Below are 17,091 nucleotides of genomic sequence, written 5' to 3' on the forward strand. Positions count from 1 at the left end.
CAAACTGGCACATAGTAAATGTGCTTAGTACTTCAGCTTCCCCCAAATCAATCCGATGAGTGCGGCTAAGCCAGACGCCGCGAGCACGCTAAGTTTCGCCGTTGAGAGTAACGCCGGATCAGGGAACGCTAACGACGCTATGAAAATGGACATGGTGAATCCGATACCCGCCAGCAGTCCCACCAGGCCGACACCCGCCCAGGTCACGCCCTCAGGTAGCTCACAAATTTTGAGTTTAACGAGGGTTACGCTGGCCAAAACGATTCCGAGAGGCTTGCCCAGTACCAGTGCCAATACAACCCCAATGAATACATTCAGTGAGACAGCATCTTCCAGGCTGTTGCCCTCTAGACTCACCCCAGCGTTTGCCAGTGCGAAAAGAGGCATAACCCCAAAAGCTACCCATGAATGCAGTCCTGCCTGGACTCGCTGCACTGGGGGCAGTATTTCCCGCTGGGCGTGCCGGAGTTGTTCCAGCGGTTTCGCCACTGCCTGCGGACTACTCCCGGACTGGGCAAGTCGATCCATTAGTTCATGGAACGTACGACCGATGGTATCTAGCGGGCGTTCCGTTGTGGGTTTAGATTTGGTCGGTGTCATCAGTCCGAGAACGACCCCAGCGAGCGTTGGGTGCACACCGGTTTTCAGGAGACCAAACCACACAATGGCGCCAGGCAATACGTACGCGTAGGCCTTGCTAATGCCCATTCGCTGAAAAGCCAGCACCAGAGCCAGTCCGCTCAACGCCACCACCAAGCCGAAATAGTCCAAGGTTGAGGTATAGAACACGGCGATGATGAGGATGGCGACAATGTCGTCGATGATGGCCAGTGCCAATAACAGAACACGAATACCGCCTGGAATCGACTTCCCCAAAAGCGCGAGAACACCTACTGCGAATGCAATATCGGTGGCCGTCGGCACGGCCCACCCAGCACTGCCCTCGGTTCCATGATTGAACAGCGTGTAAATGATCGCCGGCACCAAGACGCCGCCCAATGCGGCTCCTAGAGGCAGGGTCGCCAACTTGAAGTTCGCAAGCGCACCGTCATGAATCTCCTGGCGTATCTCCGCCCCAACAACAAGGAAGAAAACTGCCATCAAGCCGTCATTGACTAAAAAGTGTAGTGAGCAAGCGACTTTGAAGTCACCTAGCCCTAAAGTGAGTTGGGTGTTCCAGAAATGCTCGTAGGAGTCGGCAATCGGGCTGTTCGCCCAGATCAGCGCTACCAATGCCGCGAGTAATAGAACGACACCGCTGACGGCTTCGATATGGGTAAACCGCTCAATCGCTGTCAGCGCGCGTGCGGTCAACTCTTGGGGAAGTGGAATAGAGGGGGACGCCAAGTTTTTATCAGGCACATTAACTCTCCGCTGGCGGCCCGACCAACGTTTGAGCATTAACCTGCGATGTGCCGTATGCAGCAACGCACCCGGCTCGATGATAGGTAGCTTAACAGCGGGAAGCAAATGACTCCGCCAATGAACCTTCCGCCGGCAATGTCACTCCATCAAAGGTGATCGAGTTGTTGCATTGGCAGACCGAACTTGAATCGTGGACCAGTGACGTCGCTATAAAAGGTATTGAAGATGATCGCTCGTTGGCGCTGGCTGCTACATCAGATGACGAAACGGCTCTGGTTCAGAGCCAGTTTATTTTCTGTACTGGGTGTGGCGACCGCATTGCTCGCCGTTGTCTTCAATGACTACATTCCCGCCTCACTGCCAGCGCGTATCGGCGCTGACGCTGTTGACAAGATTTTGGGCATCATCGCCTCCAGCATGCTCGCCGTGACCACCTTTTCGCTCAGCACAATGGTGACGGCCTACGGCGCCGCTAGCAGTGGCGTAACACCCCGCGCCACCACACTGGTGATGGAAGACCGCACTACCCAAAATGCCCTCGCCACCTTTATCGGTTCATTTCTGTTTAGCTTGGTGGGAATCATTGCATTAAGTACTGGAGCCTATGGCGCGCAAGGAAGGGTTCTGCTTTTTGCAGTGACCATCGGCGTGGTGATTCTGATCGTGTACACACTTCTGCGTTGGATCGATCACCTATCGAGATTGGGGCGGGTGGGTGAAACCATTGATCGCGTCGAAGCGGCCACCATCCATGCGATACAAAATCGGGTCGAATGGCCTTATCTGGGGGGCGTCGCCTACCCTGCCGATGGGAGTGTTCCGTGCTCAGCGAAAGCCGTTACGAGTCTTCAGACCGGGTATGTCCAACACGTCGATGTGCATGCGTTGGGTGCGATTGCTGAAGAGCATGAGACGCAGATTTATCTCGATATTCTTCCCGGCAGCTTTGTGCATGAAGGCATGCGTCTGGCCCAGGTCGTGATTTTAAGCAATGAACACATCGGAGATCCGGGGGCCTGCGCTGAAAAAATCCTGGGTGCCTTGACCATTGGCGTACGCCGAACCTTTGAACACGATCCACGGTTCGGGCTTTCGGTGCTGTCGGAGATCGCCTCACGAGCCTTGTCGCCTGCGGTCAATGATCCTGGAACTGCAATTGACGTACTGGGACGCGGGGTCAGGAGCCTTACCTGCTGGGGTAAACCAACAGAACAGATGGCGGAAATAGGTTCAGGGTGCGAGCGAGTCTTCCTGCACGGACTGGATGTCGGTGACCTGTTCGACGATTTTTTCGCTCCCATCGCCAGAGATGGTGCGAGCTTGATTGAAGTGGACGTCCGACTGATGAAGGCCCTGATCAGTCTGGCGCAGATAAATCCGGATATTTTCAAAAGTGCCTGTACCAGACATATGAGTCTACTGCTCCAACGAGCGGAACATGCGCTCACATTGTCGGAAGACCAGGCGAAGCTCAGTGCACTGGCCCGAACACTGGTCCACTAGAACACCCTAAGGATTTGTCTTTCGGGTTGTGACGTCATTATCCGGCGATTGCAGAAAGCCACGAGCCAGCTGCTGATACAACTCGGGCCCCATCCGTGCGCTGACCGCTTTAGCAATCAATGCGACTGCCATGAGGCTGATCACCATCCCATGGCTGTCGATCATCTCCATCACGATAATTGCGGAAGTGATCGGGGACTGTGTTACTGCGGCCAGAAAACCGACCATGCACAGCGCAATGATAGGCTGCGTCGCCAAACCAAAGAAGTCCGCGACGTTGGCTCCTACAGCGGCGCCGACTGCCAGGGACGGGGCAAAAATGCCGCCCGGGATACCGGAGAAGTAAGTCACTACCGTCGCAAGAAAACGCGTGATCGGTGCGTGCCATGGCAGGCCGACATCGGACACGATGATCTGCGACGTGATCCCGTAGCCGCTGCCAAATGACATACCGCCACTCAACCAGCCCAGTATTGCCACGATCATTCCACACGCGCCGGCGAACCATACAGGATGCGTGCGCCGCCATTCCCAGAGGACGAATCGATGATGGCGCTGGGGCCACAGCAACATCCGACTAAACAGGCCGCCCAGCAGCCCGCAGCCAACTCCGATCACCAGCACCGGGGCAATGATATCCAGGCCGATTTCGTGTATGTCGAAGTGACCGAAATAGTTGTAGTTGCCCTGCAAGGCGATGGCGACCATCCCCGACAGGATGATCGTGCTGAGCAAGACTCCGCTGGTGCGGGTCTCAAGCTTGCGCCCCAGCTCTTCGACGGCAAAGGCCACACCGGCCAGTGGTGTATTGAAGGCTGCCGCGATGCCTGCCGCCCCTCCGGCCAGAATAAGGTCCTCGCTGCGGATGATTCGCGCATTGGGCAGATAGCGGTGAAAGAAATGCATGATCGAAGCAGCGACTTGCACCGACGGCCCCTCGCGTCCTGCGGAAAAACCACCGGTCAGCGCCAGTGTGCCAAGTCCTATCTTGGCAAAGGCAATGCGCAGCGACACCAGTTTGTCGACGGGTTTGCCCTGATGCGCCAGGCGCGTGGCGGCAATCACCTGGGGAATGCCGCTGCCTTGGGAGCCGACAAAAAAACGGGTGGTCAACCACACTACCAACATGCCGACCAAGGGTGTGTAAATAAACGGCAACCAGGGCCGTTCGGCAGTCTGTTGCGCAAATTGCGTCAGTGCCAGATCAGCCAACCGAGCAAACATCACGACAAGTAGGCCCGCCAGGGTCGCAGCCGCCCAGAGCGTCACGCGTGTGCGCCAGCGTATGGAGGCGAAGCGGCGGCGTAGTAGCACTATCGGTTTGATCACCCGAGCAAATTCCCATTGAGTTTCAGGACTGTGGTGCTGGCAAGACTAACCGGATATGCGCTGTCGTCCAACGGCTCTAGCTCCAATGCGGACAACCATCCCGTCACTGCAAGCCTTTACCAGCACTTCCACCGCCGAGATTGGCTCAATCCACCACTGTCCGCGCCTGAATCAACTACAGTGGAATCACTCTGCATACAGACAAAAACAAGACGGAGATTTCCCATGCGAGTAATAAGCCGCTTTGCCCTGTTAGCCGCCGCTACGTTGGCTGTCACCACCGCAGTTCAGGCTGCTCCAGTATTCATCAACATTCTAACGGGGGGAACCAGTGGGGTTTACTACCCAATTGGTGTTGGCCTGTCGCAGATCTATAACGACGGCATCCCAGGCGTGAAGACTTCGGTTCAGGCCACAAAAGCTTCGGTGGAAAATTTGAACCTGTTGCAAGCCGGTCGTGGAGAGTTGGCACTCGCACTGGGGGACTCCGTAGCCGATGCGAAGAACGGCGTGGAAGACGCCGGTTTCAGTGCGCCGTTAACCAAATTGCGCGCCATCGCGGGTGCTTACCCTAACTACATTCAAATAGTGGCCAGCAAAGAGTCAGGAATCAAAACTCTGGCGGACCTTAAAGGCAAGACCATCTCCGTAGGAGCGCCAAAGTCAGGCACTGAACTGAACGCGCGAGCGATCTTCAAAGCCGCAGGCCTGACCTATGAAGACATGGGTAAAGTGCAATACCTACCCTTTGCCGAATCGGTCGAATTGATCAAGAACCGGCAGTTGGATGCCACCCTGCAATCTTCCGGGTTGGGCATGGCGGCTATTCGCGATTTGTCCTCTGTCATGCCGTTGAACTACGTTGCAATCCCGACTGAGGTGGTCGCAAAAATCGGCAACCCCGCCTATCAGGGCGCGATGATTCCGGCCAATACCTATGATGGGCAACCTGAAGCGGTACCTACGGTTGCGATTACCAATATTCTGGTAACGCGTGCCGATGTATCCGATGAAGTGGCTTATGAAATGACTAAGCTGTTGTTCGAAAACCTGACTCGCTTGGGCAACTCTCATTCAGCGGCCAAGGACATCAAGCTGGAAAATGCAGCTAAAAACCTGCCGATAGCACTGCACTCGGGCGCGGAACGCTACTACAAGGAAAAGGGCGCGTTGTAATGACACAAGGCGTGGCGGCAGGACCGCTACGCCTTCTTTCGCTCTTTTCAATGTGGTCATGAGGCAGGCAGCTAATGAGTGAAGATCATCAGGGCATCTCTGCAAATCCGCGAGACTGGCCAAAAACCCTGTTTTACGTGGCGTTGCTGTTCTCGATCTTTCAGATTGTCACCGCAGCGTTTGCACCCATCTCAAGTCAGGTTTTACGCGCCGTACACGTCGGTTTTTTGCTTTGGGTAGTTTTTCTGAGCTACCCCGCTTACGGCAAGGATCGTCCCTGGCAACCGCTGGCTTGGGTACTCAGTCTGGCTGGGATTGCCACGGCTTTGTATCAGTGGGTGTTCGAGGCTGACCTGATTCAGCGCTCCGGCGATCTGACGACAGCAGACACCGTGATTGGTCTTGTGCTGATCGCACTGGTGTTCGAAGCCGCCCGACGGGTAATGGGAATTGCGCTTCCAATCATCTGCGGCCTGTTCTTGGCTTATGGCTTGTTAGGCGAATATCTGCCCGGCGACTTGGCACACCGGGGATATGGATTTGACCAGATCATCAACCAACTCTCATTTGGTACAGAAGGGTTGTACGGAACACCAACCTACGTGTCGGCCACCTACATTTTCCTGTTCATCCTGTTCGGTGCCTTTCTGGAACAGGCTGGCATGATCAAGTTGTTCACAGATTTCGCCATGGGGTTGTTCGGTCACAAGCTGGGCGGTCCGGCCAAAGTCGCAGTCGCCTCGTCGGCACTGATGGGGACCATAACCGGTTCCGGGATTGCCAACGTCGTGACGACAGGGCAATTCACTATCCCGTTGATGAAGCGTTTTGGGTACCGGGCGGCGTTTGCCGGCGGGGTCGAAGCGACCTCCAGCATGGGCAGCCAGTTGATGCCGCCCGTGATGGGGGCCGTCGCCTTTATCATGGCTGAAACTATCAACGTGCCGTTCGTGGAGATTGCCAAGGCAGCGTTGATTCCCGCGATTCTTTACTTCGGCTCCGTGTTCTGGATGGTACATCTGGAAGCCAAGCGCTCGAACCTCAAAGGCCTGCCCAAGGACCAATGCCCCAGTGCACTGGGCGCGGTAAAGAAGAGCTGGTACCTGCTGACTCCTCTCTTGGTTCTGGTTTATCTGCTGTTTTCCGGTCGCACGCCCCTGTTCTCCGGCATGGTGGGGCTGGCACTGACGGCCATCGTCATTCTCGGCTCGGCGATCATTCTCAGAGTACGTAATTTTGGCCTGCGCTGTGCGTTCTGGATCGCCCTCGGAGTTCTGTGCACAGGATTCTTCCAGCTGGGAATCGGAGTGATTTTTTTAGTCATCGCGGTGCTGGTATTGGTGTGCGGATTCATAAAAGGTGGCCGGGAAACGCTGACGATTTGCTTGCATGCGCTGGTCGAAGGTGCGCGACATGCGGTACCGGTGGGGATTGCTTGTGCGCTGGTTGGCATCATCATCGGCGTAGTGTCACTGACAGGCGTCGCCTCAACCTTTGCGGGTTACATTTTGGCCATTGGCCGGGACAACCTGCTGCTTTCACTGGTGCTGACGATGATCACCTGCCTGGTATTGGGCATGGGTATTCCGACCATTCCCAACTACATCATCACCAGTTCAATCGCAGCACCTGCACTGTTGGAACTGGGTGTGCCCCTGATCGTGTCACACATGTTCGTGTTCTATTTCGGCATCCTAGCCGACCTAACGCCACCGGTGGCCCTCGCCTGTTTTGCCGCAGCACCGATTGCGAAGGAGACCGGATTCAAGATCAGTTTATGGGCGGTCCGTATTGCGCTCGCTGGGTTCATCATTCCGTTCATGGCCGTCTACAACCCGGCGCTAATGTTGCAAGGTGGCAATTTATGGATGACTGCCTACATGTTGATCAAGACAACGTTGGCGGTCGGTCTCTGGGGAATGGCATCAACGGGATACCTGCAACAAAAAATGGCGCTATGGGAACGCTTGTTGAGTGTTGGCGCGGGAGCATTGTTAATCGTGGCGTTGCCGCTGACCGATGAAATTGGCTTTGCACTTGGGCTGCTGGTGATCCTTCAACACGTGTGGCGGTCGAAGCAGGTCGGGACGGCTAACGCATGATTGGATTGTGTCTGGGTCTCGCTGGCGTCGTCTGGGCGCAGTTGCCCATTTCGCAGTTCACGCTGGCGTGGGACCACACTATCGAGAAGATCCGTTGGGAGGAGGACTACCGCGTCACCAAGCAAGGCCTTGTGTTGAAGGAAGCCAGAATCCGGGGCAATGGTGCGGGAATGGAAGTTCCTGAGGACGCCCGACTGGAAAATGGCAGTTGGCACTACCAACGTCAGCTGCCACCGCTGCAACCTCTGCGCTTGGGGCGTACTCCGGAGGCTGGAGACTACCAATTGTGCATTAATGGGGCGTGCAACTTCATGAGCCGGTGGGTTGGAATACCGACCAACAGCCAGCCTTTCATACAGATGTGGAGTTGCGAGACGGGCTAATGCCTGGATATCCGAATTCGAATTTGGAAAGACAGGTAAACGACTTGGCAGACTGAAAAAACGCCTATCGACATTTATGAGCGCATTTTGCCAGCGACCAAAGGTTAGGATGGATAACGAGAAAGGTCATCGCGCCCCATCAGATTTAAACTTTGGCATACGGTCTCTGCTTCTTCGCACACTAAGTACTTTTCACTGAAGAAGATACCCGTAACCGTGTTGACGATCCGGTAATAAAAATACGTGTTGGAATTGTTCACCGCGTCTCGATAAACAGGCCCATCGTCCGTAGGCAATGGACGTTTTTGCACGACAAATATTTCGTCCATTCCCCTCCCCAGTTTTTGCTCACCGATAGACAAAGCCACCCTCTCCAATTCGCGCAAACGATTCGAGCGTCTGTGGCGTAGCAAGATACCTCAAGCGGGAGAAATAGGTCGACTAGGTGCGGGGCCCCGTTGCGACTCCTTTAGTGAATCAGGTGAATGGGACGTATATCGCACGAAGCGCAGACTCAGCGCGCCCACTCACCCCTGGAACTGCACACCTGTGGTAGACGCCATGATCTGGAAATCTATTGAAATGAAGGTCAGTCGACAGCCTGGAAGTCTCCGTAACCTCTAGGAAGCTCCATCCAAGTGTCAAGAGCTGCGAGCTGCCTGGCGACAGCAGCATCCCACTCGGAACCTACGGCCATGTTTTTACTCATCATGGCGTGGATGACAGCTGTCGCCTGTTGGTACTCATGATGTATTTCCAACGCTTTTGCTAAAAACTCTTTTTGCCGAGTCATAGGGGGCTCCAAAGGCTGAAACCGAGCATTGATCTGCATCCTTATACAATTGACATCAGCATGAATTCGTTGGTTGCAAGAGGCTGGTTGATAGCCCCAGATCTACATCAGGTACACCTGAATGCTTCATGCAGTGACCCAACTTGCGTAGGTACACATCAAACCAAAGGCTAACAAAAAGAACGCCAAATAAGGGGTCATGTTTTCCCTCCTCTCGGTGCGGAGCGCATCAGTTTTCGAATATATCGGTGCTTTGGCATGCATCAAGGTTAAGGTGGGTTAAGAAAATTTAATCTTCGGCCGCTGCGCTGGTCACTAAGGTGGACCTGTAGTGGTCTAATGAAACCGGACACCCATTTAGGTGAGAATGCTCGCCAGATCGAGGTGTCAAATGACCAAACAACGCCGTTCCTTTTCTGCTGAATTCAAACGCGAGGCTGCCGACCTCGTGCTCAAACAAAACTACAGCTACATCGAAGCCAGCCGTTCACTCGGCGTCGGCGAGTCGGCCCTGCGCCGCTGGGTTGATCAGGTTCAGCAGGAGCGCCAAGGCGTCACTCCGCAGAGCAAAGCGCTGACCCCGGAACAGCAGAAAATCCAGGAGCTGGAAGCCCGGATCGCCCGCCTTGAACGGGAAAAATCGATATTAAAAAAGGCTACCGCGCTCTTGATGTCGGAAGATCACGAGCGTACGCGCTGATCAATCAGCTGAGCGTCCATGAGCCGATTGATTGGCTGTGCAAGGTGTTTGAAGTCACCCGTTCGTGCTACTACGCCCAGCACCTTAGGCGCCGAACGCCTGATGTCGAACGGCTTCGGTTGCGCAGCCGGGTGAGCGAGCTGTTCTCGCAAAGTCGCAGTGCTGCGGGCAGCCGCAGCATCCTGTCGCTGATGCGTGACGACGGTGAGCAGCTCGGTCGATTCAAAGTGCGCAGCCTGATGCGTGAGCTTGACCTCGTCAGTAAACAGCCCGGATCACATGCCTATAAACGAGCGACGGTTGAACGGTTGGATATCCCGAACATCTTGAATCGGGAGTTCGATGTTCCGGCACCCAACCAGGTGTGGTGCGGCGACATCACCTACATCTGGGCCCAGGGGAAATGGCATTACCTGGCTGTCGTGCTGGATCTTTGCACGCGCCGGGTGGTGGGCTGGGCGTTGTCGGAAAAGCCGGACGCCGATCTGGTTATCAAGGCGCTGGATATGGCTTACGAGCAGCGCGGAAGACCTCAGGGCCTGCTGTTTCACTCGGATCAAGGGTCGCAGTATGCGAGTCGTTTATTTCGCCAGCGGCTGTGGCGTTATCGCATGCGCCAGAGCATGAGTCGCCGGGGGAATTGCTGGGACAACGCGCCAATGGAGCGCGTGTTCCGCAGCTTGAAAACGGAATGGATACCGACCACGGGTTACCGAACGGCTCAAGAAGCCCAGCGCGATATCAGCCATTTCTTGATGCATCGGTACAACTGGGTTCGACCCCATCAATTCAATGGTGGGCTGGCGCCAGCTCGGGCCGAAGAAAAACTTAACGTCGTGTCCGGGATTAGTTGACCACTACAACCTGCCAAGGCGGCATTGAGTCGCAAGCGTTAAGAGCAGGCTGAAGCGGAGGAAGGTATGAATTGCGCATTGGTCATAGAGGACGACAAGGTGACGGCGGAAGTCATCATCACTGAACTCCAACGCCATGGTTTCAGTGCGAAATGGGCCGCAACTGGACGCGACGGATTAGCACTGGCGATTGCGGGAGGTTATGACGCCATTACCCTGGATCGAATGCTTCCCGATTTTGATGGCCTAACCATTGTCAGTACGTTGCGTAGTCTTGGGATTCAAACACCTGTCCTGATGATCAGTGCACTTTCAGACGTCGATGAGCGCGTTCAGGGTCTGCGTGCGGGCGGCGATGATTATCTGACCAAACCCTTTTCTGCTATCGAGATGGTTGCGCGTCTTGACGCATTGCTTAGGCGCACCAGTGTAGACGCAGGCCATCCGCAACTTTGTTGCGGAAACCTGCGACTGGATCTGGTCGAACACAAACTGACTCGAAATGATGAACACATTCTGCTGCTACCGACCGAGTTCAAGCTGCTCAATTACCTGATGCGCAGTGCCGGCCAGTTGGTCACTCGGACCATGCTGTTTGAAGAGGTCTGGGGTTATCACTTCGATCCTGGGACGAACATCATTGATGTTCACATTGGTCGGCTTCGCAAAAAGCTTGAAGGCGACGAAGGCACACCCGTCATTCATACAATACGCGGTGCCGGCTATGTCCTTGCTACCAAAAACTGAGGAGTGGCGCTCATCCGGTAGTCGATTGATCGGGTTCTACGCCATATTTTTTGTGGTTTGGGGGGCACTCTTCACCGGGGTGTTGTACTGGGAAATCTCCCACTACCTGGGCACCGTTGCAGAGCGGACATTATTGCAGCGTGCCCACTACTATCAAAAAATCGATGACAAAAAACTGGTGAAAGAACTGGCTGCCAGTGAAGCCTACTCAACGCCCGGGATCGATGCTTACGGATTGTTCACTTCCGACGGACAACACGTTGCAGGAGACCTGCTCAAACTGCGCTCCAGTTTGCCTGATGATGGCAAGGTTCATTATCTTGAGCGCGGACTGAGCATTGCGTTACCTGACAAAGAAACCAGAAGCAGTTATGCCCTGCTAGCACGTCGCCCCGACGGGCATATTCTTATTCTCGCGCGTGACGGCGGCTCGATTTTAGCCGTTGGCGGGATTATCGAGCAGGCATTGATGTGGGGACTTTCGTTAACACTCATCCCCGGATTGATTGGTTGGCACTTGTTGCGGCGTCTGCCCTTACGCCGTGTCAAACGCCTACAGCTTTGTACCGAGAGCATCGTTTCAGGCAACTTGTCGGAGCGTTTACCCTTATCCGCCCGTCGCGATGAATTGGATATGCTGGCAAATGCCGTGAATACGATGCTCGATCATATCGAGCAACTGATGCATGAGGTCAAAAGTGTTTGTGATGGTGTCGCTCACGATTTGCGTACGCCACTAACTCGGCTGCGTGCAAGGCTTTATCAGCTCCAGCAACTGCCTATGGACAACGATCACGAGCAAACTTTGAACCAAGCCCTTGAGGAAAGCGAATCGATCATGGTGCGTTTTCAAGGATTGCTTCGGGTTGCTGAACTCGACGACATTCGTCGCCGCTCGGCATTTGCACCTTTCAAAATTATGGCGCTGTTACAGCAAGCGCATGAATTTTATGAGCCTTTGGCACTCGACCGCTCTCAGACGCTCTCTCTGGAAATTGCCAATAACCTGCCTCAACTGTATGGCGACTCTTCGTTGATGTTTGAAGCCTTGGTCAACCTGCTCGATAACGCCATCAAATTCACCCCAGAGGGAGGGCACATCAAACTGCGGGGAAGTATCAAGGATTCAACGGTCATCATTGAAGTTGCTGACGATGGCACTGGCATACCCGAGACAGACCGTACACACGTCATCCGCAGGCTCTATCGAGGGGACGCTAGCAGAATGCAACCCGGCCATGGCCTCGGATTATCCCTGGTCGCGGCCATCGTGAAATTGCACGGCTACACGTTGGATATTCAGCCTGCCGCTATGCATAGCGGAACCCGTGTCTTGATTATCTGCCCGACGGTTTCCGGTTGATTTGCGGATTTATCGATACCGGCACATTAAATTTAAATTAATCCAGCTTAATTTTGAGGCTCGCCACCCTGAGGGCTAGCTTTACACCACTTTATGTTGATCTAGGGCCTCTTCCTTGTGAGATACCTGTTGTCCCCGCTTGTGTTAACCCTGTTCTGTCTAACGATGCCTGTAGTCTTCGCTAACCATGCCCTTGCTGAAAATAACGCGCCAAGAGCGATGATCCCAGCCGCGCCAAAGCTCGGGGCTAGAGCCTGGATTCTGATCGACTCGGCTACGGGAAGCGTCATTACCAGTCACAACAGCGATAAGCGACTTCCCCCTGCAAGCCTGACAAAAATGATGACGGCGTTTGTCGCCACACGTGAGATCAAGGCCGGGCACATGAAAGATGATGACAGCGTCTCAATTAGCGAAAATGCCTGGCGCACGGGTGGCTCACGTATGTTTCTCGACCCAGGCAGTTCGGTTTCTGTTCGCAACTTGCTGAGCGGTGTGATCATTGACTCTGGTAATGACGCAAGCGTTGCACTCGCCGAACATGTGGCTGGAAGTGAGGGCGCCTTCGTCGGGATGATGAATTCGACTGCATCTGTATTCGGCATGAGTAACACGCACTTTGTGAATTCCACCGGGCTGCCTGACCCAGAGCATTATTCATCTGCCCGCGATATGGCTTTGTTGGCGCGGGCAATCATCAGCCAAGGGGCTAACTCTTACGCGCTTTACTCCAAAAAACACTTTTCTTGGAACGGCATTCGGCAAGCCAACCGCAATCTACTTTTATGGCGCGACTCAAGCTTTGACGGATTGAAGACTGGCCATACTGAGGCCGCTGGTTATTGCATGGCGGCTTCGTCGCACCGAGCTGGGCGACGCTTGATCAGTGTGATATTTGGCGCCAGCAGCGCGCTTAAACGCACGGCAGAGACGGAAAAGCTCATGGGCTATGGTTTTCGCTTCTACGACACCCAAACCTACAAAAAAGCAGGGGAAATACTCACGTGGTCTGCACTCTGGAAGGGTAAAGAACGATTGATCGCCTTGGGATTGTTGGACGATATGACCCTCACATTACCCAAGAATGAAAATCGTGAAGTAGAGACACGTCTGGAGATTGACGGACCACTTGAAGCGCCTATCTCTGCTGGCACCGTCGTTGGAAGACTGGATCTGTACGATGCTGAGCAAAAACTGGGCAGCCTACCACTGGTAGCACTTGAAGACGGTGAACCGGGTGTTTGGTGGAGACGTTGGTGGGACACAATGCATCTGTTTTTTTACCAAACGATCCGCGGTTGGTTCGATGAGCCGGAGATTGCATGACCGTGGCAAAGGCGACCTCACACTGGGAAGAAAATGCCCGGACGACTCACAGGGCCGGAGTAGCTGATGAACTCGGATGACTTGCGAAGAGAATTAGCGCTGTCGAAGTTCTTCAATGGCGACTCATCACTCAACGACGCCGTCCAAGGACTGAGTCCGGACGATAAAAAATTCTGCATCGAGTCGGCCTTTGAACAAGAAGCCATGCGGCTGGGGATCGAGGTATGGGAGCTAACGCTTACATTGATTTCAGAGTCTCCCGAAGAACTGAAAAATTTGACCCTGGAGTTTCATCGAGAGGTGGCAGAAATGGTAGAAATGGAGTGGGAGGAGTATTGCAAACTGAATGGGATTAATGGGTAGTCTTCTTAAGTCATTGGAGTACGAATATGAGTTATGAAGATTTTTCAGCAGGTAACGAAATTCCCGATGATTTTTTTACGGTCATTGATATCCCTGCAAACCATTCTCCAGTTAATTACGAGGTGGATAAACTAAGTGGGCAGATTTTCGTCGAACGCTTCCTCAGTACAGCAACGCTCTATCCGGCGTACTACGGATTTATTCCAAATACGCTATGTGATGATGGCGATCCTCTGGACGTACTGGTGATTTGCCCTTACCCAGTATCGCTTGGCGTTGTTGTTCGCAGTCGACCAGTTGGTGTTATGTACACAACGGACGAAACCGGCCCGGGAGCCAATATAATAGCGGTACCGCACGAGAAGCTTAGCGCGTTGTACAGCAACGTGAAGGAATGGGAAGACCTTCCCGTACTACTGCTCGCCCAGATCCAGCATTATTTCGAAAACTCCAGAGTGTTAGAGCCGGGCAAGTGGGTGAAGATGGGCCGCTGGGGGAGCGCAGATGAGGCGAGGGAGGAGATTCGCAAGTCGGTAGCCACCTATGTAAAAAGCTAGATTTTGGAACTCCTGAGTCAAAGTGACATATCCATACTTATGACGCAGAACATAAGCGGGCTTAGGCCGATGGCACATTCGCAGTCTTCGCCATCGTTTACTTCATTGTTATCATCCCTGATTGCGTAGACACATGTTTCCGTCAACTTGTGGTTCTATTTGCGCATTATCGCCAGCGACAGATTTTGCTGAGTTCCGCCCTTGCTGACCGACAGCTATGGGATGTTTACTGCCCCTCACAACAGGCAACAATCAGCCGATTCTGTTGAAAAAGTCGGTCTGCCGCCATTTTGACGAAAACGACTGCTGAGCAGTATTCGCTGATGAGCCAAATTGCAGCGCTTCGCAACGCGCACGAAGGAAATCGCGCAAACGGATGGTTGAGTGCAAAACGCTGTCCGGCTAGTGGGGCTTTGCAAAAGGAGGCACCCCATATTTAACAGCTAGCGCCTCCACCTCTTCAAAGCTGATAACTCCTGACTTGCCGGAATGGGCAACGATGTCAAACAGAGCATGTACTACCTCTTCAGTATCCAAAATGGGTACTTCGGTGTTCCGGCAAAAAAGCGTGCGGACGCGTTTTCCGACATCTACCTGCCGAACCAGAATTTCGTAGCGATATTTTTCAGGTGGCTTATCTGCCGTGAGTTCTTTTGATAGGCTCGGGGCCTCCCCATCGTACATAGGCCTCATTCGATGTGATCGGCTCGGATGGCTCTTAAACCAAGCAGCATCATCAGTCTTCCAAGGAGTGTCTCCCATAGACACGCTAGTCGGCTGACGTTTAATCCCTGCCTGCTTCATCACAGTGTCAGACATCTGATCCAGAGAAATGAAATGCGACCGTACCGAGTCAATAGCGATTGCAACGTCCTCTTGCGATAGTGGATGTCTTCCACGAGTAGCGCTCCCAGGCGGAAGGCTTTCAATATTTTTGGTGACATAGACGCCAGAAACTAACGTCGCAGCCAGCCGATGCGAACAACACTCCCCCGACAGCACCACTTGAGAATGAGCGTCAAAGCCCCCAAAGGTTTTACAGTTATGCTCTAGAGCTTTTCCGCACAGCCCGCAATGGTCGCATCCCGTGCGAATCAACTTCCTGAATTCCGTTTCAAAACGACGCCTATCATTCCTATTCATATTCATCCGCCTGTTGTGAGTAAAAAAACAAAACGAAAAGCGCCTAAAAAAACCAGTGCCGCTGCGACTGATGATTAACAACGCAGTACGCCTTCTTTTCCGTTTTGGTTGCGACGACGCTCTTCCCCGGTATTGCAAAATAGTTTCAGGCAAGTCAGTTAACTTCCCCTATTCGCTGAGCCATCGCCATGACCGGCCGACAACGGGCTGACGATAATGCAGGCGAAGAAGCTATTGGTACAGGACACTAATTCGAATCAACCGCTTGGCGTGGCTAGTTTTTAATTTCCCTTTCGCATGGCACACCCACCAACTAGGGAACCCATGAATTTTCGGCACACCTAATTACTAGTTGGTATAGCCCAATACCGCAAGAAACTTTTTGGAAAATTTGACAAACCGTATTCTGTACGTATTTATGGGAACGCGCACTGGAGACTCACTTGGCAGACGCGTCCATCAAGGCGTACGCCACCTAGCAAAACAGCGCCTCATCTGTGTTACCATCGCAAGTCAGTTACGTTGATATTTTAATCACCGCATTTCGCTTGAAAGCCCGCCGACAGATTGGGTTAATATCTGTTCACAACAACCAGCCCTCTGCAAGCTTTCCGAACGCCCTTCAAATACCGGTCGCCGGTTTGGCCGCCCGCCCACTTAGGTAATGGAGTATCCCTGAGTAGGGACATAAATTATCAATATTCCTTTAGTAACTCACCTATGATACGCGCCTGGAATGAATTGGCGCTATACATGTCCGTGGGTTGTGAGATACGTTTGTATCATAGATGCTGCAACGCTTTCTTAATAGCATCTATAGTCATAGGCTTGAATACTCTTGTACCATTCTGATCCAATATATCCCCCATTGACCCGAGCTTAAATCGCCACATAGCCAAAAAGTCGGGAGATACCAAATACTCCAATGCACGACGTTCAACTTCGTCAAATCTAAAATCAGCCCGCGGCCCCTGACGATCATCGATTCTAATCTCCAATCCCGGCGGCACAAACTCTCTAATAAGACGATTGGCCTCCGCCAGCTCTGCAAGTTTCATATTAACAAGCAGCCTTAACCTCAAATCCTTAATATCTTCAACCCAGCCATCACCACTCTTACCTCTTTCAGTTGAAGTATCTGGTTTCGCCGTAGCGGCGAAAGATTGTATGAGAGTCCTGTAATTTTCTCCGGTCGAGTTCCTGATGCTCTGCACTTTCGGAACACCTTTACCTCGCCCGAGCTTGGATATCATTGAATAAGAAAAATCTTTTGAGCCATGAGCACGCTGCTCGTCACATATCAAATAGATTGCATCTAGTGTTTTAGCTACTTTGGCCGACGATTTTGATTTTAAGGTATTGAGAAGGTCTAACTGATTCATACAAA

The 17,091-nt window shown here is 53.2% G+C and carries 15 protein-coding genes; 10 read left to right on the forward strand and 5 right to left on the reverse strand.

Annotation, left to right across the window (positions count from 1 at the left end; translation table 11 throughout):
* Positions 1–24: 24 nt before the first annotated feature.
* Positions 25–1,362 carry a Na+/H+ antiporter NhaA gene (gene nhaA, locus ACA071_RS22265; protein ID WP_497641125.1) on the reverse strand — a complete coding sequence of 446 codons (1,338 nt, stop codon included), beginning with the start codon at positions 1,360–1,362 and terminating at the stop codon, positions 25–27.
* 228 nt (positions 1,363–1,590) lie between these two features.
* On the opposite strand from nhaA, the gene ACA071_RS22270 reads away from it, so the two are divergent.
* A complete protein-coding gene (locus ACA071_RS22270) occupies positions 1,591–2,868 on the forward strand; it encodes a DUF2254 domain-containing protein (RefSeq protein ID WP_497641126.1) in 1,278 nt (425 codons plus the stop codon).
* A 6-nt stretch (positions 2,869–2,874) separates the two neighbouring features.
* Here the strand turns inward: ACA071_RS22270 and ACA071_RS22275 are convergent, their stop codons facing one another.
* Entirely contained in the window at positions 2,875–4,197 is a 1,323-nt protein-coding gene (locus tag ACA071_RS22275; protein WP_497641127.1) for a chloride channel protein, read from the reverse strand.
* A gap of 225 nt (positions 4,198–4,422) precedes the next feature.
* On the opposite strand from ACA071_RS22275, the gene ACA071_RS22280 reads away from it, so the two are divergent.
* From ACA071_RS22280 to ACA071_RS22290, 3 genes are all read left to right on the forward strand, one after another.
* Positions 4,423–5,373 (forward strand): TAXI family TRAP transporter solute-binding subunit, encoded by a 951-nt coding sequence (locus ACA071_RS22280; RefSeq protein ID WP_497345930.1) that lies wholly within the window; start codon positions 4,423–4,425, stop codon positions 5,371–5,373.
* Positions 5,374–5,447: 74 nt separating this feature from the next.
* Positions 5,448–7,475, forward strand: coding sequence for a TRAP transporter permease (locus ACA071_RS22285; protein ID WP_497641129.1), 2,028 nt, complete (start codon positions 5,448–5,450; stop codon positions 7,473–7,475).
* Positions 7,472–7,858, forward strand: coding sequence for a DUF1850 domain-containing protein (locus ACA071_RS22290; RefSeq protein ID WP_214380599.1), 387 nt, complete (start codon positions 7,472–7,474; stop codon positions 7,856–7,858). The genes ACA071_RS22285 and ACA071_RS22290 overlap by 4 nt, the downstream gene beginning before the upstream one ends.
* Before the next feature lie 589 nt (positions 7,859–8,447).
* Here ACA071_RS22290 and ACA071_RS22295 read toward each other — a convergent pair.
* Positions 8,448–8,651 carry a hypothetical protein gene (locus tag ACA071_RS22295; RefSeq protein ID WP_214380598.1) on the reverse strand — a complete coding sequence of 68 codons (204 nt, stop codon included), beginning with the start codon at positions 8,649–8,651 and terminating at the stop codon, positions 8,448–8,450.
* 391 nt (positions 8,652–9,042) lie between these two features.
* On the opposite strand from ACA071_RS22295, the gene ACA071_RS22300 reads away from it, so the two are divergent.
* From ACA071_RS22300 to ppa, 6 genes are all read left to right on the forward strand, one after another.
* Positions 9,043–10,205 (forward strand): IS3 family transposase gene (locus tag ACA071_RS22300; RefSeq protein ID WP_497303756.1). Its coding sequence is split into 2 segments (ribosomal slippage): positions 9,043–9,298 and positions 9,298–10,205, totalling 1,164 coding nucleotides; the frame shifts between segments, so codons are not numbered across the junction.
* Between the two features lie 66 nt (positions 10,206–10,271).
* Positions 10,272–10,952: a response regulator transcription factor gene (locus ACA071_RS22305; RefSeq protein WP_214380597.1), complete on the forward strand. Its 681-nt coding sequence runs from the start codon at positions 10,272–10,274 to the stop codon at positions 10,950–10,952.
* Positions 10,930–12,315 carry a sensor histidine kinase gene (locus ACA071_RS22310; protein WP_497641130.1) on the forward strand — a complete coding sequence of 462 codons (1,386 nt, stop codon included), beginning with the start codon at positions 10,930–10,932 and terminating at the stop codon, positions 12,313–12,315. The genes ACA071_RS22305 and ACA071_RS22310 overlap by 23 nt, the downstream gene beginning before the upstream one ends.
* 219 nt (positions 12,316–12,534) lie before the next feature.
* Positions 12,535–13,641, forward strand: a complete 1,107-nt coding sequence (locus ACA071_RS22315) for a D-alanyl-D-alanine carboxypeptidase family protein (protein ID WP_497645369.1) — start codon at positions 12,535–12,537, stop codon at positions 13,639–13,641.
* A 66-nt stretch (positions 13,642–13,707) separates the two neighbouring features.
* Positions 13,708–14,004 (forward strand): DUF6388 family protein, encoded by a 297-nt coding sequence (locus ACA071_RS22320; RefSeq protein ID WP_497345921.1) that lies wholly within the window; start codon positions 13,708–13,710, stop codon positions 14,002–14,004.
* A gap of 26 nt (positions 14,005–14,030) precedes the next feature.
* The gene (gene ppa, locus ACA071_RS22325; RefSeq protein ID WP_497641131.1) at positions 14,031–14,561 is read left to right on the forward strand and encodes an inorganic diphosphatase; all 531 of its coding nucleotides are present in this window, start codon (positions 14,031–14,033) and stop codon (positions 14,559–14,561) included.
* Positions 14,562–14,963: 402 nt separating this feature from the next.
* On the opposite strand, the gene ACA071_RS22330 is transcribed toward ppa, so the two are convergent.
* Both ACA071_RS22330 and gmtX read right to left on the reverse strand, forming a co-directional pair.
* A complete protein-coding gene (locus ACA071_RS22330; RefSeq protein WP_497641133.1) occupies positions 14,964–15,785 on the reverse strand; it encodes a hypothetical protein in 822 nt (273 codons plus the stop codon).
* Between the two features lie 701 nt (positions 15,786–16,486).
* Positions 16,487–17,086 (reverse strand): gamma-mobile-trio protein GmtX, encoded by a 600-nt coding sequence (gene gmtX / locus ACA071_RS22335; RefSeq protein ID WP_497641134.1) that lies wholly within the window; start codon positions 17,084–17,086, stop codon positions 16,487–16,489.
* Positions 17,087–17,091: the final 5 nt, after the last annotated feature.

The sequence above is a fragment of the Pseudomonas sp. LBUM1646 genome (genome assembly GCF_059716165.1).

Excerpts from the sequence above, each read along its gene's own strand:
- ACA071_RS22270 (WP_497641126.1), top strand. The coding sequence starts at position 1,591 with ATGATCGCTCGTTGGCGCTGGCTGCTACATCAGATGACGAAACGGCTC.
- ACA071_RS22280 (WP_497345930.1), top strand. The coding sequence starts at position 4,423 with ATGCGAGTAATAAGCCGCTTTGCCCTGTTAGCCGCCGCTACGTTGGCT.
- ACA071_RS22285 (WP_497641129.1), top strand. The coding sequence starts at position 5,448 with ATGAGTGAAGATCATCAGGGCATCTCTGCAAATCCGCGAGACTGGCCA.
- ACA071_RS22290 (WP_214380599.1), top strand. The coding sequence starts at position 7,472 with ATGATTGGATTGTGTCTGGGTCTCGCTGGCGTCGTCTGGGCGCAGTTG.
- ACA071_RS22295 (WP_214380598.1), bottom strand. The coding sequence starts at position 8,651 with ATGACTCGGCAAAAAGAGTTTTTAGCAAAAGCGTTGGAAATACATCAT.
- ACA071_RS22305 (WP_214380597.1), top strand. The coding sequence starts at position 10,272 with ATGAATTGCGCATTGGTCATAGAGGACGACAAGGTGACGGCGGAAGTC.
- ACA071_RS22310 (WP_497641130.1), top strand. The coding sequence starts at position 10,930 with ATGTCCTTGCTACCAAAAACTGAGGAGTGGCGCTCATCCGGTAGTCGA.
- ACA071_RS22315 (WP_497645369.1), top strand. The coding sequence starts at position 12,535 with ATGATCCCAGCCGCGCCAAAGCTCGGGGCTAGAGCCTGGATTCTGATC.
- ACA071_RS22320 (WP_497345921.1), top strand. The coding sequence starts at position 13,708 with ATGAACTCGGATGACTTGCGAAGAGAATTAGCGCTGTCGAAGTTCTTC.
- ppa (WP_497641131.1), top strand. The coding sequence starts at position 14,031 with ATGAGTTATGAAGATTTTTCAGCAGGTAACGAAATTCCCGATGATTTT.
- gmtX (WP_497641134.1), bottom strand. The coding sequence starts at position 17,086 with ATGAATCAGTTAGACCTTCTCAATACCTTAAAATCAAAATCGTCGGCC.